Origin of the sequence: Actinocrinis sp., assembly GCF_035946395.1 — a bacterium.
In the GTDB taxonomy this organism is placed as follows: domain Bacteria; phylum Actinomycetota; class Actinomycetes; order Streptomycetales; family Catenulisporaceae; genus Actinocrinis.
The window spans coordinates 13,872-37,180 of record NZ_DASYZI010000068.1 but is presented as its reverse complement, the minus strand read 5'-3'; the positions used below and the strand labels follow the sequence as shown (position 1 = coordinate 37,180).

The 23,309-nt window shown below is 69.7% G+C and carries 23 protein-coding genes; 5 read left to right on the top strand and 18 right to left on the bottom strand.

What is annotated here, in order from left to right; all coding sequences use genetic code 11:
* Positions 1 to 360: 360 nt before the first annotated feature.
* The 11 genes from VGS97_RS04670 to clpS form a co-directional block, all read right to left on the bottom strand.
* Positions 361 to 1,638: an extracellular solute-binding protein gene (locus VGS97_RS04670; RefSeq protein ID WP_326851937.1), complete on the bottom strand. Its 1,278-nt coding sequence runs from the start codon at positions 1,636 to 1,638 to the stop codon at positions 361 to 363.
* Positions 1,639 to 2,087: 449 nt separating this feature from the next.
* Positions 2,088 to 2,738 (bottom strand): RdgB/HAM1 family non-canonical purine NTP pyrophosphatase, encoded by a 651-nt coding sequence (rdgB, locus tag VGS97_RS04665; protein ID WP_349261978.1) that lies wholly within the window; start codon positions 2,736 to 2,738, stop codon positions 2,088 to 2,090.
* A 2-nt stretch (positions 2,739 to 2,740) separates the two neighbouring features.
* Positions 2,741 to 3,484 (bottom strand): ribonuclease PH, encoded by a 744-nt coding sequence (gene rph / locus VGS97_RS04660; protein ID WP_326851935.1) that lies wholly within the window; start codon positions 3,482 to 3,484, stop codon positions 2,741 to 2,743.
* Complete coding sequence (gene murI / locus VGS97_RS04655; protein WP_326851934.1) at positions 3,481 to 4,287, bottom strand: glutamate racemase; 807 nt, start codon at positions 4,285 to 4,287, stop codon at positions 3,481 to 3,483. Before murI ends, rph begins: the two co-directional genes overlap by 4 nt.
* A 144-nt stretch (positions 4,288 to 4,431) precedes the next feature.
* Positions 4,432 to 5,379, bottom strand: a complete 948-nt coding sequence (locus VGS97_RS04650) for a cysteine synthase (protein ID WP_326851933.1) — start codon at positions 5,377 to 5,379, stop codon at positions 4,432 to 4,434.
* A 1-nt stretch (position 5,380) separates the two neighbouring features.
* Positions 5,381 to 5,659 carry a MoaD/ThiS family protein gene (locus VGS97_RS04645; protein WP_326851932.1) on the bottom strand — a complete coding sequence of 93 codons (279 nt, stop codon included), beginning with the start codon at positions 5,657 to 5,659 and terminating at the stop codon, positions 5,381 to 5,383.
* A gap of 169 nt (positions 5,660 to 5,828) precedes the next feature.
* On the bottom strand, positions 5,829 to 7,343 hold the full coding sequence (locus VGS97_RS04640; RefSeq protein WP_326851931.1) for a hypothetical protein: 1,515 nt from the start codon (positions 7,341 to 7,343) through the stop codon (positions 5,829 to 5,831).
* A 73-nt stretch (positions 7,344 to 7,416) separates the two neighbouring features.
* Positions 7,417 to 8,853, bottom strand: coding sequence for a glycosyltransferase family 87 protein (locus VGS97_RS04635; RefSeq protein WP_326851930.1), 1,437 nt, complete (start codon positions 8,851 to 8,853; stop codon positions 7,417 to 7,419).
* A gap of 215 nt (positions 8,854 to 9,068) precedes the next feature.
* The gene (locus VGS97_RS04630) at positions 9,069 to 9,494 is read right to left on the bottom strand and encodes a M67 family metallopeptidase (RefSeq protein WP_326851929.1); all 426 of its coding nucleotides are present in this window, start codon (positions 9,492 to 9,494) and stop codon (positions 9,069 to 9,071) included.
* A gap of 34 nt (positions 9,495 to 9,528) precedes the next feature.
* Entirely contained in the window at positions 9,529 to 10,104 is a 576-nt protein-coding gene (locus VGS97_RS04625; protein ID WP_326851928.1) for a DUF2017 domain-containing protein, read from the bottom strand.
* Between the two features lie 88 nt (positions 10,105 to 10,192).
* Positions 10,193 to 10,495 (bottom strand): ATP-dependent Clp protease adapter ClpS, encoded by a 303-nt coding sequence (gene clpS / locus VGS97_RS04620; RefSeq protein ID WP_349261977.1) that lies wholly within the window; start codon positions 10,493 to 10,495, stop codon positions 10,193 to 10,195.
* Positions 10,496 to 10,607: 112 nt separating this feature from the next.
* Here clpS and VGS97_RS04615 point away from each other — a divergent pair, with 112 nt between their 5' ends.
* Positions 10,608 to 11,957, top strand: a complete 1,350-nt coding sequence (locus VGS97_RS04615) for a nicotinate phosphoribosyltransferase (protein WP_326851926.1) — start codon at positions 10,608 to 10,610, stop codon at positions 11,955 to 11,957.
* A 47-nt stretch (positions 11,958 to 12,004) separates the two neighbouring features.
* Entirely contained in the window at positions 12,005 to 12,589 is a 585-nt protein-coding gene (locus VGS97_RS04610) for an isochorismatase family protein (RefSeq protein ID WP_326851925.1), read from the top strand.
* An 84-nt stretch (positions 12,590 to 12,673) separates the two neighbouring features.
* Here the strand turns inward: VGS97_RS04610 and VGS97_RS04605 are convergent, their stop codons facing one another.
* Genes VGS97_RS04605 through VGS97_RS04590 form a run of 4 tightly spaced genes read right to left on the bottom strand, consistent with a single transcriptional unit; the run spans position 12,674 to position 16,346 of the window.
* Positions 12,674 to 13,690, bottom strand: a complete 1,017-nt coding sequence (locus VGS97_RS04605; protein ID WP_326851924.1) for an aminoglycoside phosphotransferase family protein — start codon at positions 13,688 to 13,690, stop codon at positions 12,674 to 12,676.
* Between the two features lie 18 nt (positions 13,691 to 13,708).
* Complete coding sequence (locus VGS97_RS04600) at positions 13,709 to 14,533, bottom strand: ABC transporter permease (protein WP_326851923.1); 825 nt, start codon at positions 14,531 to 14,533, stop codon at positions 13,709 to 13,711.
* A gap of 2 nt (positions 14,534 to 14,535) precedes the next feature.
* Positions 14,536 to 15,393: an ABC transporter permease gene (locus VGS97_RS04595; RefSeq protein ID WP_326851922.1), complete on the bottom strand. Its 858-nt coding sequence runs from the start codon at positions 15,391 to 15,393 to the stop codon at positions 14,536 to 14,538.
* Positions 15,390 to 16,346 carry an ABC transporter ATP-binding protein gene (locus tag VGS97_RS04590; RefSeq protein ID WP_326851921.1) on the bottom strand — a complete coding sequence of 319 codons (957 nt, stop codon included), beginning with the start codon at positions 16,344 to 16,346 and terminating at the stop codon, positions 15,390 to 15,392. Before VGS97_RS04590 ends, VGS97_RS04595 begins: the two co-directional genes overlap by 4 nt.
* A gap of 472 nt (positions 16,347 to 16,818) precedes the next feature.
* Between VGS97_RS04590 and VGS97_RS04585 the strand changes: the two genes are divergently transcribed.
* Complete coding sequence (locus VGS97_RS04585) at positions 16,819 to 17,454, top strand: hypothetical protein (protein ID WP_326851920.1); 636 nt, start codon at positions 16,819 to 16,821, stop codon at positions 17,452 to 17,454.
* Between the two features lie 15 nt (positions 17,455 to 17,469).
* Here the strand turns inward: VGS97_RS04585 and VGS97_RS04580 are convergent, their stop codons facing one another.
* Entirely contained in the window at positions 17,470 to 18,402 is a 933-nt protein-coding gene (locus VGS97_RS04580) for an RDD family protein (RefSeq protein ID WP_326851919.1), read from the bottom strand.
* A gap of 92 nt (positions 18,403 to 18,494) precedes the next feature.
* On the opposite strand from VGS97_RS04580, the gene VGS97_RS04575 reads away from it, so the two are divergent.
* Together VGS97_RS04575 and VGS97_RS04570 are read left to right on the top strand one after the other, a co-directional pair.
* Entirely contained in the window at positions 18,495 to 19,094 is a 600-nt protein-coding gene (locus VGS97_RS04575; protein WP_326851918.1) for a DUF5819 family protein, read from the top strand.
* Entirely contained in the window at positions 19,091 to 20,704 is a 1,614-nt protein-coding gene (locus VGS97_RS04570) for a DCC1-like thiol-disulfide oxidoreductase family protein (protein ID WP_326851917.1), read from the top strand. The genes VGS97_RS04575 and VGS97_RS04570 overlap by 4 nt, the downstream gene beginning before the upstream one ends.
* Here the strand turns inward: VGS97_RS04570 and VGS97_RS04565 are convergent.
* Together VGS97_RS04565 and VGS97_RS04560 are read right to left on the bottom strand one after the other, a co-directional pair.
* Positions 20,609 to 21,259 (bottom strand): IclR family transcriptional regulator, encoded by a 651-nt coding sequence (locus tag VGS97_RS04565; protein ID WP_326851916.1) that lies wholly within the window; start codon positions 21,257 to 21,259, stop codon positions 20,609 to 20,611. The genes VGS97_RS04570 and VGS97_RS04565 overlap by 96 nt on opposite strands.
* A 241-nt stretch (positions 21,260 to 21,500) precedes the next feature.
* On the bottom strand, positions 21,501 to 23,282 hold the full coding sequence (locus VGS97_RS04560; protein ID WP_349261976.1) for a DEAD/DEAH box helicase: 1,782 nt from the start codon (positions 23,280 to 23,282) through the stop codon (positions 21,501 to 21,503).
* Positions 23,283 to 23,309: the final 27 nt, after the last annotated feature.

Sequence of the window (23,309 nt, the reverse complement as noted above, 5' to 3'; positions counted from 1 at the left end):
CGAGCCGAGCAGGAAGCCGTCCGGGCTGTAGTGCTGGAAGGAGATCCGGAACATCTCGTAGACCGGCCAGATCACCGCGAACGCGATCAGCGCGACCGCCGGGCCGACCCAGCCGAGCGGCGCCGCGGCCCGGCCGAGCCGCCGCAGGGGGGTGTTCGGGGATTGCTGCAACTGCATGAGAGGTCCCTCCGCCGATCGGGGCCGGTGTGGGGCGGGTTTGGTGGCTGTGCCGGTCTGTGCTGGCCGGTTTGTGCGGGCCGGTTTGTGCGGGCCGGTCTGTGTGGGCTGAACGGGTTGCCGCGCCGGACGCACGTGCGGGTGCGTCCGGCGCGGGGTCCGTGCTGGTGCTGTGGTGCGGGCCTACTGCCCTGACGTCGCGGTCTGCTCGATCTGGCCGAGCACCGACTTGGGGTCGCCGGTGATCGCGGTGCCGATCTGCTTCTGGATCGCGGTCAGCACGGTGCTCCAGTTGGCCTGCGAGCTCGGGTAGAGCGTCGCGGTGGACAGGTTCTTCACGAAGCCGGCGAACTGCGCATTGGACGACATGCTGGTCGTCGCCGAGGTGGTGGCGGGCAGCAGGTCGTATTCGTTGTCGAAGGCCAGCTGGTTCTGGTCGTTGTACGCGTAGTCCAGGAAGGCCTTGATCGCGGCCTGGTGGCTGTCGTTGTTCAGCGCGACGACGTAGTCCGCGACGCCGACGGTCGAGGTGAGCGGGCCGGTCTTGCCGGGGACCGCGACGACGCCGAAGTCGGAGTTCTGCAACACGCCGGCCTTCTGGATGATCGGGATCAGCGCCGGCGAGCCGTTGATCATGCCGATGCCGCCCTGCGCGAACTGCTGCCACAGGTCGGTGCGGTTCTTGGTGGCCGGGTCCGGCTCGGTCGCCCCGGACTTCACCAGGCCCTGGAGGTACTGGTAAGTCGCGATGTTCTGCGCCGAGTTGATCGCGTACTTGCCGGATTCGTCGGTCAGGCCGCCGCCGTTGCCCAGGAACCACAGCAGCGACTCGGCCTGCGCCTCCTCGGAGCCGAGCGGCAGGCCGAAGCCGATCTTGCCGGTCTTCTGCGCGACGGCCAGCGCGTCGGCCTTCAGCTGGTCCCAGGTGGTCGGCGCGGCGGAGATCCCGGCCTGGGTGAACAGCTTCTTGTTGTAGAACATCGCGCGCGAGGAGGTGGTCCACGGGATGCCGTACTCGGTCCCGCTGACCTCGCCGGCCTTCGCGAAGATCGGGTTGATGTTCGACAGCGTGGCCGAGTCGAGCACGTCGGAGGCCTTGTACGCGATGCCGTCCTGAACGTACTGCGCGTAGGTCAGGCCTTCGAGGATGTCCGGGTACTGCTTGTTCTGGATCATCGTCTGGACCTTGGAGCTCAGGTCGTTCCAGTCGATGGTCTGCACCTGGACGGTGATGTTCGGGTTGGCCTTGTGGAACGAGTCGGCCACGCCCTGCCAGTAGGTCTGCGAGGAGTTCGACGGACCGGTGCCGTAGTCCGCCGCCACCAGCTTGATCGTGGTCGCGCCGGAGTTCGAGCCGCCCGCGGAGGACGACGACGGGGAGGACGGACTGCTGCTGCACGCTGCGAGGACCAGCGAGCCGCTGAGCCCGAATATCGCAGCCGCCGCGAGTCGTCTCTTCATGGGGAACCGCCTTTCACCGAGGTGTCGGATGCCCGGTCCGTGAGGGTGGATCGCGGATTTTCCGGAGTGCGGTCACCGTAGGCCCGGCGGTACGGTCTGGTCTAGACCAGATGCCATCGCGGTCTATACCAGTTATGAAACTGTGACCGTCGTGACGAGAAAGGCGCATGCCGAAGTAGAGTCGGAGGACTGATGATCGTCTGGCCGTGTGTGGATCACACTATCGTGGCGAGTCAGGGCGCTGTGGCGAATCCGAGCACTCGGGTGGCCGGATTGCCCTGTGGGCGAGTACTACCGGCAGTGCTGGAGACCGCACTGGAAGCTCGGTGAAGATCTTGATCGCGCGCCCGGCTCATGCTGGTTTGCCCCGATCGATGCTCATTGGTGAATCGAGTGAGCCGACTGGCCGGAGCAGGATCTTCAGTGCACTCCCAGAACCAAAAGGTGCCCTAGAGGAGCTCGGCGAGATCCTTGGCCAGGGCCTGGAAGGCGCGGGTGCGGTGGGAGATCGCGTTCTTCTCCTCGGCGGGCATCTGCGCGGTGGTCCGGTCGTGGCCGTCGGGCAGGAAGATCGGGTCGTAGCCGAAGCCGTTCGTGCCGCGGCGGGCGTGCAGCAGCGTGCCGTCGATCCGGCCCTCGCGCACCACCGCGGGGCCGTCCGGCAGGGCCAGCGCGGCGGCGCAGGCGAAGTGGGCCTTGCGGTGCCGGTCGGCGATGTCGGCGAGCTGGGCCAGCAGCAGATCGAGGTTCGCCTCGTCGTCGCCGTGCTTTCCGGCCCAGCGCGCGGAGAAGATGCCGGGGGCGCCGCCAAGCACGTCCACGCAGAGCCCTGAGTCGTCGGCGATCGACGGCAGGCCGGTGCGGCGGGCCGTTTCCGCCGCCTTGAGCAGAGCGTTCTGCGCGAAGGTCACGCCGGTCTCGGGCACGTCGGGCACGTCGGGGAACGTGTTCACGCCGATCAGGTCGATGGTGACGCCGGTGGCCGCCAGGATCGCGCGCAGCTCGGTGATCTTGTGCGGGTTGCGGGTGGCGAGCACGACCTTGGGGGCCTTGGGCGGGCTCGTGTCGCCCGCGCTCGGGGGCGTGCTCGGGGGTGGCACGGTCACTGGCCCAGGGCCTTGCGCTGAATGGCCGTCAGGTCGGCGCAGCCGGCGGTGGCGAGGTCGAGCAGTGCGCTCAGCTCGGCGCGGTCGAACGGCGCGCCCTCCGCCGTGCCCTGCACCTCGACGAAGCGGCCGTCGCCGGTGCAGACGACGTTCATGTCCGTCTCCGCCTTCACGTCCTCGTCGTAGCAGAGGTCGAGCATGGGGACGCCGCCGACGATGCCGACGGAGACCGCCGCCACCGAGCCGGTCAGCGGCTCCCTCCCGCCGCGCAGCGAGCCATGCGCGCGCAGCCAGGCCACCGCGTCGGCCAGCGCGACGTAGGCGCCCGTGATGGCGGCCGTGCGAGTGCCGCCGTCTGCCTGCAACACGTCGCAGTCCAGCACGATCGTGTTCTCGCCGAGCGCCTTGTAGTCCACCACGGCGCGGATCGCCCGGCCGACGAGCCGGGAGATCTCGTGCGTGCGCCCGCCGATCCGGCCCTTGACCGACTCGCGGTCGGAGCGCTCGTGGGTCGCCCGCGGCAGCATCGCGTACTCGGCGGTGACCCAGCCGAGACCGGAGCCCTTGCGCCAGCGCGGCACGCCCTCGGTCACCGAGGCGGCGCACAGCACGCGGGTACGGCCGAACTCCACCAGCACCGAGCCCTCGGCGTGGTCGAGCCAGTCGCGGGTGATGGTCACCGCGCGCAACTGCTCGGGGGTGCGGCCGTCGACGCGCACCGAAGAAGATCCCTGGGTCATGAGTCGAGGGTAGCCGCCGCCGCGACGCGACTGAGTTCCGGGCCGAGGAAACGGCGGCCGATCTCCTTGAACCGCTCCGGATCGCCGGTGGTGCGGAACTCGTGCACCGGCGCCGGCAGCGACTCGTCGCGCATCAGGCCCAGCCTGGCCAGCCGCCGGTAGACGTCCTTCGCGGTCTCCTCGGCGCTGGAGATCAGGGTGACCCGCTCGCCCACGACGTAGGCGATGACGCCGGTCAGCAGCGGGTAGTGGGTACAGCCGAGAATCAGGGTGTCCACTCCGGCCGCGGTGACCGGGTCGAGGTACTCGTGCGCCACCTTGATCAGCTCCTCGCCGGCGGTGACGCCGTCCTCGACGAACTCCACGAAGCGCGGGCAGGCCTGTGTGGTGAGCATCACGTGCGGAGCCGCGGCGAAGGCGTCCTCGTACGACTCGGAGGTCTTGGTGGCCTGCGTGCAGATCACGCCGACGTGGCCGTTGCGGGTGGCGGCCGCGGCGCGGCGGGTGGCGGGGTGGATCACCTCGATCACCGGGACCGAGTAGCGTTCACGCGCGTCGCGCAGCACCGCGGAACTCGCCGAGTTGCACGCGATCACCAGCATCTTGACACCCTGGTCCACCAGCAGGTCCAGGCACTCCAGCGAGTACTTGCGCACGTCTGCGATCGCCTTGGTGCCGTACGGCTGCCGCGCGGTGTCGCCGAGGTAGAGGATCGGCTCGTGCGGCAGCTGATCCAGGACGGCGCGTGCGACGGTCAGCCCACCGTAGCCGCTGTCGAAGATACCGATGGGTGCGTCAGCCACCTGGCAACCATAACGGCTCGTCGAGGTTGACCGGGGCCGGTGGCGCAGGGTTGGCCGACGCGCAGCGGCGGGTGAGTTTACAGCCGCCATAGGAGGTCCTGGTCGACCTCAACGAGCGGAACGGGACGCGGGCAGTGCTCGGGCTCAGGCCCACAGCTGCCCTTCGAGCCGGTCGCCCGCCTCGTCGAGCGTGCCCTCGTAGGCGCCGGTGGACAGGTACTTCCAGCCGCCGTCGGCGACGATGAACGCGATGTCGGCCCGCTCGCCGGCCGCCACGGCCCGGCGGGCGATCCCGAGCGCCGCGTGCAGCGCGCAGCCGGTGGAGATCCCGGCGAAGATGCCCTCGACTTCGAGCAGCTGGCGGGTGCGGCGCAACGCGTCGGTGGAGCCGACCGAGTAACGGGTCGTCAGCACGTCCGCGTCGTAGAGTTCGGGGACGAAGCCCTCGTCGAGGTTGCGCAGGCCGTAGATCAGATCGTCGTAGCGCGGCTCGGCGGCGACGATCTGGATGCCCGGGACCTTCTCGCGCAGGTACCGGCCGATGCCCATCAGGGTGCCGGTCGTGCCGAGCCCGGCCACGAAGTGGGTGATGGTCGGCAGGTCTTCGAGGATCTCCGGCCCGGTGCCCGCGTAGTGCGCGCCCGAGTTCGCCGGGTTCCCGTACTGATAGAGCATCACCCAGTCGGGGTGCTCGGCGGCCAGGCCCTTGGCCACGCGTACCGCCTCGTTCGAGCCGCCGGCCGCCGGGGACGGGATGATCTGCGCGCCCCACATGCGCAGCAGCTGGCGGCGCTCCTCGCTGGTGTTCTGCGGCATGACGCAGATCAGCCGGTAGCCCTTGAGCTTCGCCGCCATGGCCAGCGCGATGCCGGTGTTGCCGCTGGTCGGCTCCAGGATGGTGGCGCCGGGGGAGAGCGTTCCGGCGGCTTCGGCAGCCTCGATCATGGCCAGCGCGGGGCGGTCCTTGACCGAGCCGGTGGGGTTGCGGTCCTCCAGCTTCGCCCAGATCCGCACGTCGGCGGACGGCGAGAGCCGGGGCAGCCCGACCAGGGGCGTGTGGCCCAGCGAGTCCAGCAGCGAGTCGTAACGCATCTCAGCGCGCGCCGCCCGCGACGGCCGGCAGGACGGTGACCGCGTCGCCGTCGGCCAGCGGCGTGGTCAGGCCACCGGTGAAGCGGACGTCCTCGTCGTTCAGGTACACGTTGACGAACCGGCGCAGCTGGCCGTTCTCGATCAGCCGGTCGCCGATTCCGGGATGGCGGTGGTCGAGATCGGCGATCACCTCGTGCAGCGTGCTGCCCTCTGCCTCGACGCGTTTGGCGCCGTCGGTGTAGCTGCGCAGGATGGTCGGGATGGAGACCTGAACGGCCATGGATTCTGCTCCTGGACGGTATGGACTCTGGCGGGCTGGCGGCCATGGGCACACCGGGGAACGCGTGGCACATGGTATCGATTCCCGCTGCTCCCGGTCCGCACCGCTCTGGATACGGACACTGCGTCTCTGGATGCGGACAGCGGACCGTGCCGGGCCCGGTCCGGCCTCAGCTGGTCACCCAGGGCACGGCGCCGCCGCCGGAGGAGTGCATCACCGCGAGGTAGACGGTCGCCAGCGTCAGCCACCGGGTCATCGGATTGCGCGGCAGCAGCGCCAGGATCACCCAGGCCAGCACCGTGTACCAGGGCAGCGACCAGGGCGCGACCACGATCCACGCGAAGCTGAGCGCGAACGGCACGGTGACCATGGTCGGCTGGTCCGGGGAGAACCGCCGGTAGATCACCACCGCGAGCATGATCATCAGAGTCGGCCACAGGATCGACGTGGCGACCGCCCCGATGGTCTTGCCCAGGTCCGACAGGCCGAACACGCCGAAGCCACCCTGCAACGACAGCTGGAAGAGCCGCCACGGCGAGGGGGTGGCGACCAGGCCGGAGGCGGTGAGCAACTGCTTGAACGCGTGCAGGCCGTAGAACGAGTAGAAGAACACCACCGAGCCGACGCCGCCGATGGACAGCCGCGCCAGGTTCCACCAGTCGCGGCGCATCACCAGCGCCCAGGCCATGGCGACGCCGACCAGTCCGGCGTTGAGCTTGAACGAGCAGGCGACGCCGACCGCCACGCCCGCGGCGAAGTAGCGCCAGCGGCCTTCGCCGCCCCTGGCGATCTGCACTCCGACCACGGAGGCCGCGGCGAGGTAGGTGTCCAGGTGGCCGCCGGCGACCAGCTGCTGGATCAGCACCGGGTTGGCCACCCACATCAGCGTGGCGCGCACCGGGTCGGCGGCCGTCTTGAGCAGGAAGTAGCCGACGCCGAGGAACGCCACGCCGTTGAAGATCATCAGATAATGCACGGTGACGCTGGGGTTCAGGCCCCCGAACCAGGCCGCGAGTTGCTGCACCCAGGTCGCTATCGGTCCGTACACCGAGGGGGTCTGAACCCACATCGGCCCGACGGCCTTGGTGTAGTCGTTCTGCGGCCCGAGGATCAGCGGATTGTTGGTGTACGGGTCGAACCCCTTGTTGGCCATGTGCCCGTACGCCGCGTAGCTGGCCGCGTCGGAGGAGCCGACCGGCGTGATGTTCACTATCAGCCCGACGATCACGCACGCCGCGAGGAACAGATACCGCGGGTTCGGCCGCCAGCCCCGGCTGTTGGCCCACAGCAGCCCGGACAGGCCCAGGCACTGGAGCACGATCGCGAGGTAGGTCATCGGGAAGGAGACCCACCAGGGCAGCTCCCACAGGTGCCCGGACAGCGGCAGGACCAGCGGCTTGAGCTGGTTGGGATCGCCGGTGAAGTTCGGCGGCAGGGTGTTGAAGTTGGGCGAGAGTACGCCCACGAGCATGACCAGAACCAGTCCAGTCAGTGAGACGCCGAGTGCCATCCGCGGGGTGGCCAGGGTCGAGCCGGCCAGCCGGTAGACGAACTCGATCAGCTCGCCGAGCAGCCGGCGCGGTCGGCGCGCACTGCCGGGCGCGCCGGGCTCGTCCAGCGATCCCGGCAGCTCGCCCGGCCTGGTGGCGGTGCCGCCTCCACGCCGCGTGGCCGAATCGCTCATCGTTTCCTCTTCACGTCCCCGCGGGTCTGACGGATCCGCTCGTGATGGCCCGGACCCGCGGTGATGATAGTGCTTAGGCTCCCCCGGCACCGGTGGGTTGCCCGCCGGTCGCAGTGGCAGCGGCAGTAACGGTGCTTCCGGCGCCCGCGGGCGCGAGGACCTGGACGTCCGGCTCGGGCTCGCGCGTCGCAGTGGTGTCGGCCGACTCGCCCGATCCCGCTGGCGTTTCGGCCATCGTCGCCGACCACAGCGCGCGCAGCGCCAGCAGCGTGGCTGTGAGCAGGACGATGTTGCGTCCGGCGACGAGAGCGTTGCCCAGGAAGCCGTGGTGCAGGATCTGGTCGAACAGCAGCGGGAACTCGATCTGACTGACCAGTGTGCAGGCCATCACCAGCCGGGCCGGCACGGCCATCACCGTGCCGCGGCGGCCCGGCCCGTTCTCGGCGAGGCACAGCGCGGCCAGGCCGACCAGCCAGATGAGGTACTGCGGGCTCAGTACGCGGCTGGTGATGACCATGACCAGCAGCACGGTGAACCCGGCGTCGTACATGAGTGCCGGGCTCCACCGCTCCGGGTGGAACCGGCGCACCCGCCACCACAGCACGACGCCGAAGCCGATCAGCGTCGTCACGATCGCCAAGTTGGCGACCATGCCGGTGCCCGGCCCGGCGAGCTGGAAGTTGCCGTCCTCGTGCACGGTGCGGATCGGGTAGCCGAACCAGGAGGCGATCATGAAGGGCGAGGCGAAGACCGCCTCCACCTCGATGCCGCGGCTCGACTGGTGCGAGAGGAAGGACAGCGCCCCGGGCATCGCCGCGGCCAGTATCCCGCAGATCGCCAGCGCCCCGGCGGCCGCCGACAGCAGCGCGCGCCAGCCGCGCCGCCCGCCCGGCGCCCCGGCGAGCAGCACCACCGGCCAGACCTTCACCACCGCGCCGAGCCCGAGCAGCGCACCGCGCACCGCCCACGTCCGCTTCTCGGCCCGCTCGGCGGAACGGCGGCCGGTCGTCCGGACCGTCCAGAGCAGCCCGGCGACGGCGATCGCGGTGACGATCACGTCGTAACGCATGAACACGATCGGGCCGAGCGCGAAGCCGCCGAGCACCCACGCCCACACCCCCGACAGGTGCGGTTTGCGGCCGGTTTCCGCGGCGATCCGGTCGGCCTGGCCGAGCAGCAGCGCGAACACGACGGCGTCGGCGATCAGCGCGACGAAGAAGAACGAGTTGACGTAGCCGATGCCGAGATGCTGGATGAGCTTCGGGGCGAGCATCACCAGCGCCGCGGCCGGCGGGTACTGCCACTGCGGGTCGCCGGACGGGAACGAGCCGTCCACCATGGTGTTGGCCCAGCCGTGATAGATCATCACATCGCCGACGACCGAGCCGCGGGAGAAGTAAGGCACCGCCTGCAACGTCCAGAGCAGCAACAGCAGGCGTGAACCGGCCCACCAGTACGCGGCACGGCGGTATCGCGGCGCGAATACCGGCGCCGTGGCGAGTCGCCGCATCGCGCTGATCCCTCCCGTGTCGGTGGGCATTGTCAAAGTCAGCCGTTCGCCGATGGCCTTATCCCCCCACAAGATGGTACGAGGGGGCCATTGTTTAAATCAGCTTGGTACAGCTTGAGCACGTGACCGTTGTCGAACCGTCATGCTCTGTCGGACTGTCACCCTGTTGCGTCGACCACTCTGCTGGATCGACACCGCCCGGGGGACCGTCACCGTCACTGCCCGTCCTCGGGGACCACGATCTCTTCCTCGGAGACGGCGCCGTCCACGATCCGGAACGAACGGAACTGGAACTCGCCGAGCCCGTCGGCGTCCCGGGTGGAGACCAGGACGTAGTGCGCGTTCGGCTCGGATGCGTAGGCGATGTCGGTACGCGACGGGTAGGCCTCGGTCGACGAGTGCGAGTGGTAGACGATGACCGGTTCCTCGTCCCGTTCGTCCATCTCGCGGTAGAGCTTGAGCAGGTCGGCCGAGTCGAACTCGTAGAACGTGGGCGAGCGCGCCGCGTTGGCCATCGGGATGAACCGCTCGGGCCGGTCCGAGCCGGCCGGGCCGGCGACCACGCCGCACGCCTCGTCGGGGTGGTCGGCGCGGGCGTGCGCGACTATCGCGTCACGGATGGACTTGCCGATGGTCAACACGGGTCAAGAGTAGGGCACGGCCCGGCGCCGCGAATCAGCCGCCCAGCGACTCCACCAGCGTCTCCTGCAAGTACCCGAGGTAGTAGTACACCGGCACGTACGCCGTACGGGGGTCACCCGGACCGAAGCCCTCGCCCGGCTCCTGGTCGTCCTTGGTGATCTCCAGCCGGGTGCCGAGCACCAGCCGCAGGTCGTTGAGCGCGCCGAGCCAGGCCGCAGCCTCGTCGGCGGCCAGGCTCAGCCGCCCGCCGTCGCTGACCCGCTCCAGGGTCTCGACCGCCACGGCCGCGCGCCGCCGCCGCTCGGTGCTCAGGTCCGGCTGGGTGTACCGGCGGAACTCGGCCGTCGCGTCGGGGTCGTCCGGGTAGGCGTCCGGGAACAGCCGGGCGAGCGCCGGGTCGTCCGGGCGGGCCGGGGGCGTGTCGTCGCCCAGGCCGTTGAGGCCCAACTCGGCGGCCAGCGGATCGACCTCGTCGGGCAGGCCCGGCGGCACGTCGTCCAGGAGCAGTTCGAGCAGATCGCCGAACAGGCCCGTCAGCAGCCGGGACTCGGCGGCCTGCAACTCGACGTGCACGGTGTCGTCGGGGCCGCGGGTGAACGCCGCGATCAAGGCTCGCTTGTCCTTTCGGAAGGGCCAGGGCAATCGGAAGGGCACTGGCTCACGCTCTCTGGTCAAGGCTGCCCGGCCGTGCCGGTATCTAGACGCGCTGCAAGGTGGCCCATAGACCATAGGAGTGCATCGCCGACACGTCGCGTTCCATCTCCTCGCGTGAGCCGTTCGAGACGACGGCCTTGCCGCGGTGGTGGACGTCGAGCATGAGCTTGTGCGCCTTGGTTTTGGGATAGCCGAAGTAGCTCTCGAACACATAGGTGACATAGCTCATGAGGTTGATCGGATCGTTCCAGACGATCGTGGTCCAGGGCCGGTCGGTCTCCTCGGCGAACTCCTGCTCGCCGCGGACGTCCGGCCGGTCGACTTCAACCGGTGCGCTGGTCACGATCCCATCTTCGCATCATCTGAGAGCAGCCTCACACTCGGTCCGTGCCGTGCGATGCGGGCTACTCGAACTCGGCGATGCGACAGGCGGGGAACGCCGGAGTAGACTTAGCGTCATGGTGACGATAAGTAGGCCGGGACCAGACGCGGCGACAGTGCGTTCGAGCTCCACCGCGCTGCTGACGGACCACTACGAGTTGACGATGCTCCAAGCCGCGCTGCGCAGCGGGGCCGCGCACCGCCGGTCGGTGTTCGAGGTGTTCGCGCGCAAGCTGCCGGACGGCCGGCGCTACGGAGTCGTGGCCGGGACCGGGCGGGTGCTCGAAGCGATCGCCGCGTTCCGCTTCGACGCCGCGCAGCTGGAGTTCCTGGAGCGCTCCGGCGTCGTGGACCGCGCGACGCTGGACTGGCTGGCCGATTACCGGTTCCGCGGCACGGTGCGCGGATACGCCGAGGGCGAGTGCTACTTCCCGCAGTCGCCGATTCTTGAGGTCGAAGCCAGCTTCGCCGAGGCGGTGCTGCTGGAGACGGTGATCCTCTCGGTGCTCAATCACGATTCCGCCATCGCCTCCGCCGCGTCCCGGATGACGTCGGCGGCAGGCGGGCGGCCGTGCGTCGAGATGGGCTCGCGCCGCACGCACGAGGCCGCGGCCGTGGCGGCGGCGCGCGCGGCGTACATCGCGGGGTTCGCCTCGACCTCGAACCTGGAGGCCGGGTTCCGCTACGGCGTGCCGACCGTGGGCACGAGCGCGCACGCGTTCACCCTCCTGCACGACACCGAGCGCGATGCTTTCCAGACCCAGGTGGACACGCTCGGCAAGGGCACCACCCTGCTGGTGGACACCTACGACGTCGCCGAGGCGGTGCGCGTGGCGGTCGAGGTCGCGGGGCCCGATCTGGGCGCGGTGCGGCTCGACTCCGGCGACCTGCTGTGGCTGGCGCACCGGGTGCGCAGGCAGCTCGACGAACTCGGCGCGCGCGGCGCGAAGATCGTGGTCACCAGCGATCTCGACGAGTACGCCATCGCGGCGCTCGCGATCGCGCCGGTCGACGCGTACGGCGTCGGCACACAACTGGTCACCGGCAGCGGTGCACCTACCGCCGCGATGGTCTACAAGCTGGTCGCGCGAGCCGGCTCGGCGGAGCCGGACGCGCCGCTGGTCTCGGTCGAGAAGCGCTCGGTCGAGAAGGCGAGCCGGGGCGGCCGCAAGCACGCCTACCGCCGGATCGACGCGGACGGCGTGGCCACGCAGGAGGTGATCGTCGTCGGTGATCCGCCCGCCGACCTCGACCGGCGCGGCCGGAACCTGGTCAGGACGCTCATGGTGGACGGCGAGCCGGTCGGACAGCGGTCGCTGGAGGAGGCCCGCGAGACGCTGCGCCACTCGCTCGCGCAGCTGCCGATCTCCGCGACCCAGCTCTCGCGCGGCGACGCGGTGATCCCTACTGTCTACGAGAACGCGTGACGGCCGGCATCAGGCGCTCCGGCGCCGGAGAAAGGTGTTAGCAGAAAATGAGCAGGGCACTGATCGTCGTGGACGTGCAGAACGACTTCTGCGAGGGCGGTTCGCTGCCGGTCGCGGGAGGCATCGCGGCGGCCGAGGAGATCGCCCGCTACGTCGCGGCCGGCTCGGGGGGCGCGCAGTACACGGTGGCCACCCGCGACTACCACGTGGACCCCGGCAGCCACTTCGGCACGGCGCCGGACGGGCCCGACTACGTCGACACCTGGCCGGTGCACTGCGTCGTCGGGACCGAGGGCGCGGCCTTCCATCCATCGGTCGCGGGCCTCGCGTTCGACGCCGAATTCCGCAAGGGCGAGCACGAGGCGGCCTACTCCGGCTTCCAGGGCGCGACGCCCGAGGGGACGACGCTGGCCGTCTGGCTGCGCGAGCATGGCGTGACCGAGGTGGACCTCGTCGGCCTCGCGACCGATCACTGCGTCCGCGCCACGGCGCTGGACGCCGTGCACGAGGGTTTTGCGGCGCGGGTGCTGCTGGACAAGACCGCCGCCGTCGCGCCCGAGACGCTGGCCAAGGCCCTCGTGCAGTTCGCCGACGCCGGGGTCGCCATGGTCTCGTCGGTGCCGGAGAGTTGATCGAGCCAGAGGACCGATCGGGCACAGGACTGATCGGGCACGAAGCTGATCGGACACAGGACGGATCGGCCCGCGGCCCGGATATCAGAGCTCGGCGAGGTCCGCGAACACGTAGGCCTTGTCGATCGACCCGTGGGCGATCGGCGAGTCGGCGTGGTCGGCGGCCCACAGCGCCGACTCCGCCTCGCGCGCGAACGCCCACGCCATCAGCCGCCGCACGTCCTCGCCGAGCACGTCGCCGACCAGAGCGAAGCGTTCGGCGAGGACACGGTGCGGGTTGGGGTGGCCGAACGGGTCGTCGATCTGCGCGAGCAGCGGCCAGGGATCGTAGCCGGGATCGCCGATCATGGGTTTGGCGTCGATGGCGAGCCAGGGGCGGCGCCGGGCGCTGAGGATGTTGCCCGGATTGAAGTCCCCGTGGATCACGACCTCACGCGTCGCGCTGTCGGGCAGCTCGCGCAGCAGCCGCACCGCGGTCGCCACGAGTCCGGGATCGAAGTCGGGCCGCAGCCGCTCCATCCGTTCCTCGGCCGTGTCTGCCCAGTCGGCGGTGAGCGCGGCGACCCGTTCGAGGCGAGTGCGTTCGAGGCCACTGCGTTTGAAACCACCGTGTTTGAAACCACTGCGTTCAAGACTGCTGTGTTCGAAACCACTGTCCTCGGGCGGCGTGACCGACCACAGCTCGCTCAGCAGCCGCGCCCCGATCAGCAGGCGTTCATGCGGGTCGATGTGGTGGGCGTCGCCCAGCGTCCCGCCCGGTTCGCAGCGCTCGATCACGACGGCCAACTTCTCCGGGTCCGCGCGAAGGAGCCGCACGGCGCCGCGTCCGTCCCACAGCCGCAGCCCCTCGGCTTCCCCGATCGCCTCGCGATGCGGCCAGGTGACCTTGAGCACGGCCGGCTCCCCGTCCGGCAACGACACGGGAGCGACCCACGAGCAGCTTCCGCCGTGGATCGGTGCGCCGAGTCGCAGCGACCAGCGGTCACGCAACTCGGCGACGAGTGACGGCAGCTGCGCCAGCCACTGCCGACCCTCCTCGCTCACGCTTACCGTGGCGACGACCGGCAGCGTAGTGGGGAAGAGCTCAACGTTCGTTTCCACGTCCTCGGGTACCCTCCGTCAGCCGCCCACCGATTCATAGAGGCTCAGCGAGCGGTACCAGGCGGCCTTCGCCATCAAGAAGAATGCGATGCCTATGGCCGGCGAGGCCACGGTAAGCAACAACGGAATGCCTGCGCTCGCCGTGTGGCCAGTGACGACCGCCGCCGGCAGATACGCGATGAACGCCACAGGGAAGGCGAAGGTCAGCGCGTCCTTGACCGGGCTCGGCAGCACGTTGAGCGGATAGTTGCCGAAGGTCGAGATCATCTGGTCGATCCAGCTGGTCCAGGTGAACGTGCCGGTGAAGCGCAACGCGGCGATCGCCAGCAGCGTCTGCACGCCTGCCTCGATCATCATGCCGCCGAGGATTCCGGCCGCGATGTACAGGACGATCAGCGGCGTCCAGGCGATGTGCAGCCGGAAGACCGCGAACACGAAGATGCCCGCGCCGGCCAGCAGGTCGCCGAAGGAGTTGACCTGGAACTGGCTCAGCAGCACCTGCCGGTACACCGGCATCGGCCGCAGCAGGTAGCCGTCCATCCGGCCCTCCTGCACGTACATCGACAGGCGGGCGATGTTCGAGAACAGCGCCACGTAGAAGCTGTGCGAGACCAGCCGCATCGAGGCGATCAGCAGCACGTCGCCCTGCTTCCACCCGCCGAGGCCCGGGAAGCGCAGCAGCAGCACCCCGGCGAAGAGCACCATCGAGCCCTGCCACACCAGGCCGAAGAGCAGGCCGAGGACGAACTCGCCGCGATAGGCCGCCTGCGCCTTGAGATTGAGCCGGTTGATCCGGTAGTACAGCGCCCACTGTTCGAACACTGTCAGTCTCCCATCGAACACGGTCAGCCTCCCAGGACCGTTACGCGCTCGGCGGCGCGCCGCCAGACCAGCGTGCTGAGCAGGGCCAGGACCACGATCCAGATCGCCTGCACGGCCAGGTCACCGCCCAGCTGGCTCACCGGCGTGCGGCCGATGTACAGCGAGAGCGGGACGTTCAGCGTGCCCTGGAACGGCAGCAGCCGATCGAAGGAGGTGAACCAGGCGGGGAAGAACCACAGTGGGACCAGCGCTCCGGCCAGCACGTTCTGCACGATCTCGTACATGATCATCAGTTGGAAGTTCACCGTGGTCCAGAAGCAGGCCAGGTCGATCAGCAGTTTGAGGTAGTAGAGGATGACCAGGCCGAGGGCGAGCGACGCGAGCGTCGCCAGGCCGGCCCGCGTGCTCACCGGCGGCTCGACGAGCCCTCCCGCCAGGCAGACGCAGTACGCGAGCACAGCCCAGCCCGTCCCGTACGCCAGGTCCCCGGACGCGCGGATGGCGTAGTAACGACGTGGGCTGACCGGCCGCAGAAACCAGTAGGCGATGGTGCCTTCGAGCATGAGCTGGACCATCGTGTCGCGCGCGGCCCAGCGGTTGACCGTGCGGAACGCGATGTAGAACACGCCGAGCATCGCGTAGGTGGTCGCCTGCCGCACGTTGAGTCCGGCGCTGCTCGTCGTCGAGGCGTAGAGGGCGTGCCATAGCCAATAAGTCAGCGCGGCCCGCGTGGAGAGCATGAACAGCGTCGAGGCGACCCGGCCGCGCTCGTAGAACTCGCTGAGCACCGTGACGCGGGCGGCCCGCCACGCGCGGCCGGACTGGCGCGAGTCGCGCGGCCTCGCCCCGTACCCGGCCGGGTCAAGAGTGGCGCTGGTCACGACCGCACCCCGTTTCCGAGCCGCGCCGCTGCGAGTCGCGCCGCCGCGAGCTGCGCTGCGCCGGTTTCCCCCGCTCCGAACTGCACTGCTTCGAGCTGCGCCCGGTCACCGAAGGCGTGGCGCATGATCTCTTCGAGGTCCGCCGTGCCGTTGACGGCGCCGGCATGGGTGCGGCGCAGGGTGTCCAGATTGCCGTCGTAGACGATCCGGCCGCCGTTGATCAGGATCACGCGCTCGGCGAGCCGTTCGACCTCTGTCATGTCGTGCGTGGTGAGCACCACGGTGCGGCCTCGCTGCTCGACCTGGTCGCGCAGGAACTCGCGCACCTGCTCCTTGACCACGACGTCCATGCCGATCGTCGGCTCGTCGAGGTACAGCACCGCCGGGTCGTGGATCAGCGCGGCGGCCAGGTCGCAGCGCACCCGCTGGCCCAGCGAGAGCTGCCGGGCGCGGGTGTCCCAGAAGGCTGACAGCTCCAGGATCCGGTCGAAGGCGGCGACCTGCTCGCGGAAGCGCTGCGGCGGCACGCCGTGGATGTCGGCCAGCACGCCGAGCGAGTCGCGGGCCGGCAGGTCCCACCACAGCTGCGAGCGCTGCCCGAAGACGGCGCCGACCCGCCGGGCGTTGGCGATCCGCTCCCGGTGCGGGACTAGGCCGTTGACCTCGACCCGGCCGCTGCTCGGGGTCAGGATCCCGGTCAGCATCTTGATGGTGGTGGACTTCCCCGCGCCGTTCGGGCCGAGAAAGGCGACCAGCTCACCGGGATCGATCCGGAAGCTGACGTCGGACACCGCCGCCTTCGCCACCCGCTGCGGACGGATCAGGGAGCTGACCGCGGACAGCCGTCCGGTTCTGCGCGCGGTGGTGTGGAAGACCTTGGTCAGGCCCTGCGCCACGATGGTGCCCTCGGTGCCCGGCCGGGGACTGGATGCGGTCCCCCGATTAATATTCATGGTCCCTCCCTATTAGCTGGATCCAGCGTGTCGTCACCCGGGCGGCCCTCGCAGCGAATTTCACTATGTGGACAGCTGTGGTGTCGGCCTGCGGTTCGACCGATCGGGCTTCGATGAGACGTGCACTGTGCGCGTCATGCGATGAGATGCCGCTGTTCATAGGTGCCGTGCCAAGAGGCGCTGATGTTCGGTTGTGTGGTGAATCGACACGACGAATTAACAACTGCACGCATTGTCGGATCATGGGCACGGCGCTAGCGTGACCGGCATGTCACGGGCAGTACCGATGCTTTTACTCAACGCGTTGCTAGATGACTTCTCTCCGGTGCGCCGACCGGGTGGAAGAGGCGGCATTCGCGCTACTAACGCGGCTGCGGCCTACACCTCGCCAGCAGTGGGCCGCCGAGCGGTCGACGCACAGCGGTGGGACGACCGGACAGCCGGTTCACCGGCCGGGCGGCAGGATCTTCCGGTGCTGATCCACGGCACGGCGGCGAAGGCTCTGGCCGGATACCGCTCGGCGTCCGCCGTGTTGCCCGCGGTCGGCATCGACGTCGTGCACGAGCCGGACCTCCACTGTGTCGAGTCGGTGCATCGCGCACTCGCCCAACTGACCGGCCTGCCGCGCACGGTTCCGGTGACCGTGGGCCTGGCCCTGGGGCCGGGCTGGCGGGACGCACTGAGCCTGATCCCGGCGCGCGGCCGCGCCGTGCGCTTCGCCGTGTGCGGCATCGACGCCCCGGACGCCCCGGCGCTGGTCGACGCGATCCGGATGGCGGTCGGCGAGCAGTGCTCGTTCTCCTGGGGCTACGGGACGTGGCGGCCGGTCACCGATCCGTGGACCGCGCACCTGCCGGGAATCCTCAACGTCCTGCTCGCCGCTGCCGCCGCCGTGCACGGCGAGGGCAGCGCGGAGATCGGCGCGCAACTCGCGCGAACAGACCCGGTGGACGTGGTCGACGCGATGTGCGACCTGGACGAGGAAACAGCGCGGCGGGTCAGAGCGCTGTTGGACGGCTTCGCGGTGCCGAGAGTCGCGCCGGTCGTGGACGCTCTCAGCGACCTCGACCTGCTGCCGAAGGAGCGTCAGTACACCGAGACGCTCTGACGAATCGGGCAGACATTACGCGCGGATGCTCAGCGTCCCGCTGAGCCTCTCGTGCAGACCCTGCCGATATGGCCGTCCCCAAAGTACTCCGCCGAGTGCCAGCACGTCGATGACCGGGATGATCGCCAGCAACCAGAACAGGAACGCACGCGCCATTGCGGCCATGCCTGACACGTCGGTGTCGGCGTCCTTGGTTATCACCTGCACGCCGACCAGTCGGCGGCCGGTCGTCTGACCAGAGCGCGGCAGTCGGAACGCTTCGAAGACGATGGCCGTGAGGATCACGACGAGCGCCGCGGCTGACCACAGCGCGATGCCGGTGGCATCCATGCCGAGCGTGCGGTACGTCGTCGTGGCGTTCCGTCTGAGTTGTTCGACGTACGCGTGGTCATGGCGGTGCGCGAGCAGCAACAGCGTGACCGTCGCCGGGGCGCTGAGCGCGACCGCGATGCCGAGGTCGATGATGCGCGCCATGACCCGTGAGCCCGACGAGGCCAGTTCGACCACGCGCACCGCGGGTTCAGCCGCTGTCTCCTCATCCGGATCAAGGTTGCGGTAAAGGCCGGGTATCGCGTCGAACGGCGAGCCGCTGCCGCCCGAGGCCCAGCCGGCACCGTAGGCACCGCGATTCCCGTATGCCGAGGGCACGACCATGTTGGCGATGGACGTCTGAGCGTCCGCGGTTGTTTCCGGTGTTGCCGTCTCCGGGACGGCTTGCTGCTCTGATTGCGGCGTCGGCGCCAGTTGCTGCGTGACGGACTGAACCGGTTGCTGCTCCGGCCGCGGTTGAGGCTCTGGCTGTTGTGGCTGATATGGCTGCTCAGGCTGCTGTAGCTGCACGGGAGCCGGGCGGCTCGTGCCCTCGACCCACTGTGTGCCGTCCCAGTAGCGGATATACCCCGGTATCGACGGATCCGCGTAGTAACCGGCCTCTGGCGCCGTCGTCATGTAGGCGAGATTAGCGGAATCGCACCGCGGCCCCGGGTACGCTCTCGGCGATGAGCGCGTCCATACCCAGATCAGACATGTCCGGATCAGGCATGTCCGAATCAAGCACGGCGCCGCTGACCCGGCGTTGGTCACGCGCGCTCGTCGCCGGGACGGTGCTCGCCGTGCTCGCAGTCGTCGGGGTGCACCTGTCGGCCACCTTCTTCTACAACGCGCCGACCAATCCGGTCTCCCAGCGCTACGCGAAGCAGATCCAGTGGTGGATGGACCCGCTCTTCACCCAGAACTGGCGGCTGTTCGCGCCGAACCCGATCTCGGAGAACGTGCGCGTGCAGGCTCGGGCCAGCCTGGCGCCGGACGGCAACGTCACCGGCTGGATCGACCTGACCGCGCAGGACGAGGCGGCGGTCCACGGCGACCCGGTGCCGGGGCACATCGCCGAGAACGGCCTGCGCAACGCCTGGTTCGAGTGGGCCGGCACGCACGACGACAACGGCGATCCGACCACGGCCAACGGCGACGTCATGCAGCAGTACCTGCTCAATCTCGTGATCGACCGGCTGCGCGGCCAGGTCGGCGGCACGATCAACTCGGTGCAGATCCGCGCGGTCACGACCCTCATCCCCGGGCCCGGCCGCACCGCCGCGCAGACGGCTCCGCAGACGCGGACGCTGAGTTGGTGGACGGTGTGAGCGAGCACGTGAACGGGACGGTGAACGTCGGCCGGCTCACCCGGGCGCTGTGGTGGTGTGCGGATCGGTACGAAACGGTCACCACTCGGCTGATCGCGGCGCGCGGCCTCGCCGTGCTGCGCATCGGCTACGGCTCGCTGTGGGTGCTGTTCCTGCTGCGCGAATGGGGCGAGCGGGACGCGATGTGGGGTCCGGGCGCGGCATGGAGCCCGGCGCTGGAGCGGCAGTACGCGGACGCGACGTCGTGGTCCGGCGTGTTGCGCGCCTGGATGACGGCGGTCGCCGGGTCCACCCCGACCGAGTTCAACCTCTTCTACGTCGGCGCGATCGCGGTGGGCGTCGCATTCACGCTCGGCTGGCGTACGCGCGTCGTCTCGATCCTGTTCGCAGCTATGGTGGTCGCGCTGGAGAACCGTTCGCCGATGCTGACCGACGGCGGCGACAACGTACTGACCCTGATGTCGGTCTATCTCGCGTTCACCGCCTGCGGGGCGCACTGGTCGCTCGACGCGCGCAGGCGGGCGGCGAAGCCCCCGAAGCCGCCGCGGACGGACTGGCGCGGCGAACTGGCCGAGGCGTGGCGGCGGATGCTGACCGTCGCGAGCAACGGTGCGGTGCTCGTGGTCGCCGCGCAGATCTGCGTCATCTACGGCACGGCCGGGTTCCTCAAGGTGCAGGGCTCGATGTGGCAGGACGGCTCCGCGCTGGGGTACGTGCTGCAACTGAACTGGTTCCATCCCTGGCCGGGCCTGTCCGCCTGGCTGGCCGGGCACGCGATCACCATCGCCATCGCCGGCTACATGACCGTGTTCGTGCAGGCAGGTTTCCCGTTCATCGTGTTCGCGCCGAGGCTGAAGTACCCGGCGATCGCAGTGCTCGTGGTCATGCACCTGTCCATCGCGGTGCTGCTCGGCCTGCCGTTCTTCTCCGCGATCATGATCGTCGGCGACGCGGTCTTCCTGCCGGACCGGTTCTGGGCAGCCGCCGCGCAGCGGCTCGCGGGACCGGCTTACGCTCAAAGTGTGCACAGTGCTGCAAGAGACCGTGTCGCAAGAGACGGTGTTGCAAAAGACGGTGTTGCAAAAGACGAGGCTGCGATGGACGGCGTGGCGACGGTTCGGCCGACGCTCGTGTTCGACGGGGACTGCGCATTCTGTACTGCGTCCGTCGACCGGCTCAAGCGATGGTGCCGACCCGCCGTTCGCTTCGTGCCCTGGCAGCGACTCGAACTCGCGGCGCACGGCCTGACCGAAGCGCAGGTCACCAGCGCGGTCCAGTGGCTGGCGGTCGCCGACGACGCGCCGGTCCGCTCCGGCGCCGCGGCAGTGGCCCGCGTCCTGTTGCGTTCGCGCTGGCCCTGGCGGCCGGTCGGCGCGCTGATGCTCGTCCCGCCGCTCTCCTGGCTCGCAGCCCTCGCATACCGGATCGTCGCCGCGAACCGTTATCGGCTGCCCGGTTCGACTCCCGCCTGCGCGCGCCCGGCCGAGAGCCCGACTCCGGACCCGGACGGGAACCTAGCCCAGGGCCTTGGCGACCTCGGCGGCGGCGCGGACGATGCGGGGACCGGTGCGGGCCGGGTCGAGTTCGCCGAACGAGATCACGCCGACTGAGGCCTCGATGCCGGGCACGTCCACCAGCGGGGCCGCGATTCCGTACGCCCCGGACTGCAACTCGCCGTGCGTCACGACGTACGTCGTCACGCCGGAGTCGCGATAGGCCACGATCGCGCGTCCCGCCGCGCCGCGGTCCAGCGCGTGCCGCGAACCGACCCGATAGGCGACGTGGTAATCCGTCCAGGTCGGCTCCACGACCGCGACCGCCAGCGCCTCGGTGCCGTCCACCACCGTCAGATGCGCCGTCGCGCCGACCTCCTCGGCCAGCCGGCGCAGCGGAATCGCCGCCGCGTCGCGCAGCAGCGGCTGCACCCGCCGGGCCAGCGCCAGCACGCCGATGCCCAGCCGCGCCCGGCCGGCCGCGTCCCTCCGGGCCAGGCCGTGCAGTTCCAGCGTGGCCAGCAGCCGGTAGACGATCGTGCGGTTGACCCCGAGCCGGTCGGCCAGTTCCGTGACGGTGAGCCCGGCGGGGGCCTCGGCCAGCTCTTCGAGCGCGCGCAGACCGCGGTCCAGAGTCTGCGAGGTCTCCGGGTGGTGGGTGGTCGTCGTCACATCGCGAGTCTAGGCCGTGTCTTCACGGTGGAGCCGGATCAGGCCGCAGCCCGACAACACGGCGAGCATGCGCGACAGGCGGCGCGACCCCGGCTCCACCGTGAAGACACGGCCTAGGAGCCCGATGAGGATCTTGAGAACGCGCCCGACTCATATCGGTTTGTCCCGATCGATATTTACTGGCAAACCAGGGCGAACCGGGCCGCCGGAGCAAGATCTTCAGTGCACTCCTGGAACTGCTTCACGATGTCCGGCTGGCAGCCCACTTGCGTACCGTGTCGATCCGGTCGCGCAACTGCGCGGCGGACGCCTGCGCGGTGGGCGGGCCGCCGCAGGAGCGTCGCAGATCGGCGTGGATGACGCCGTGCGGAAGGCCGCTCTGGTGATGCCAGGCGCCGACCAGGTGGTTGAGCTCGCGGCGCAGCTCCAGCAGCTGCTGGTGGCTGACGACGGGCCGTTCCTGCGCGGGGATCGCGGCTTCGCCGTCCCCGCCCGGCCGGGCGCGTTGCCGGGAGAGCTGCCGGGCCTGGCGCTTCTGGAGCAGCGCGCGCACGTGTTCGGGTTCGAGCAGTCCCGGGATGCCGAGGTAGTCGGCCTCCTCGGCGCTGCCCACCTGCGCGGCGATGCCGTACTCGCCGCCGTCGAAGAGCACCCGGTCGAAGTTGGCCTCGGACTCCAGCGCCTTGAAGGCGAACTCCTCAAGCGGCGCGGTGTCCTTTGTCGCGTTGGCGTCGGCGAGCAGGTCCTCCTCCTCGCTCCACAGGTCGTCCTCGCCGCGCTTCTTGCGGTCGAGCACGTGGTCGCGTTCGAGTTCGAGCTCATTCGCGAACTGCACCAGCGACGGCACGGACGGCAGGAACACCGAGGCGGTCTCGCCGCGCCGCCGTGCCCGCACGAAGCGGCCCACCGCCTGCGCGAAGAACAGCGGCGTGGAGATCGAGGTCGCGTATACGCCGACCGCCAGCCGCGGTACGTCCACCCCTTCGGAGACCATCCGGACCGCGACCATCCACTTGTCCTCGGACTCGCTGAACGCACCGATCCGCGACGAGGCCTTCGGGTCGTCCGACAACACGACCGTCGCCGATTTACCGGTGATCTCCCGCAGCATCTTCGCGTAGGCGCGCGCGGAGTTGTGGTCCGTGGCGATCACGAGTCCGCCGGCATCGGGCACCGCGCGGCGTACTTCGTCCAGCCGGCGGTCGGCCGCGCGCAGTACCGCGGGCATCCAGTTACCCGCCGGGTCCAGCGCGGTACGCCACGCCTGCGCGACCGCGTCCTGCGTCATCGGGTCTCCGAGGCTGGCGGCCACCTCGTCGCCCGCCTTCGTGCGCCAACGCATCTGCCCCGCGTATGACAGGAAGATGACTGGACGCACGACGCCGTCCGCGAGCGCCCCGCCGTATCCGTACGTGAAGTCGGCGACCGAGCGGCGCACGCCGTCGGCGTCCGGCGCGTACATCACAAAAGGGATGGGCGCCGTGTCCGAGCGGAAGGGCGTGCCGGTCAACGCGAGGCGGCGCGCGGCAGGCTCGAAGGCCTCGGCGATCGCGTCGCCCCAGGACAGTGCGTCGCCCGCGTGGTGGATCTCGTCCAGGATCACCAGTGTCTTGCGGTTCTCGACCCGGCGGCGGTGCAGCATCGGGTGCGCGGCGACTCCCGCGTAAGTCACCGCGATCCCGGTGTAGTCACGCGACGTTCCGCCAGCAGCGCCCGAGTACGTCGGGTCGATCCCTATCCCGACCTTCTTGGCCGCCTCGGACCATTGATGCTTCAGGTGCTCGGTCGGTGCGACGACTGTGACCTGCTGCACGATGTGACGGTCCAACAGTTCCGTCGCGATCCGCAGTGCGAACGTCGTCTTGCCGGCGCCCGGAGTCGCCACGGCGAGGAAGTCACGCGGCTCGCGGCGCACGTATTCGGCGAGCGCCGCCTGCTGCCAGGCGCGCAGCCGCCCCGCGGTGCCCCAGGGGGCGCGGTCGGGATAGGCCGGGGACAGATGAGACGCGGCGGACGTGCTCAGTGTTCTGCCCCCTATGTGTCTGCGGGA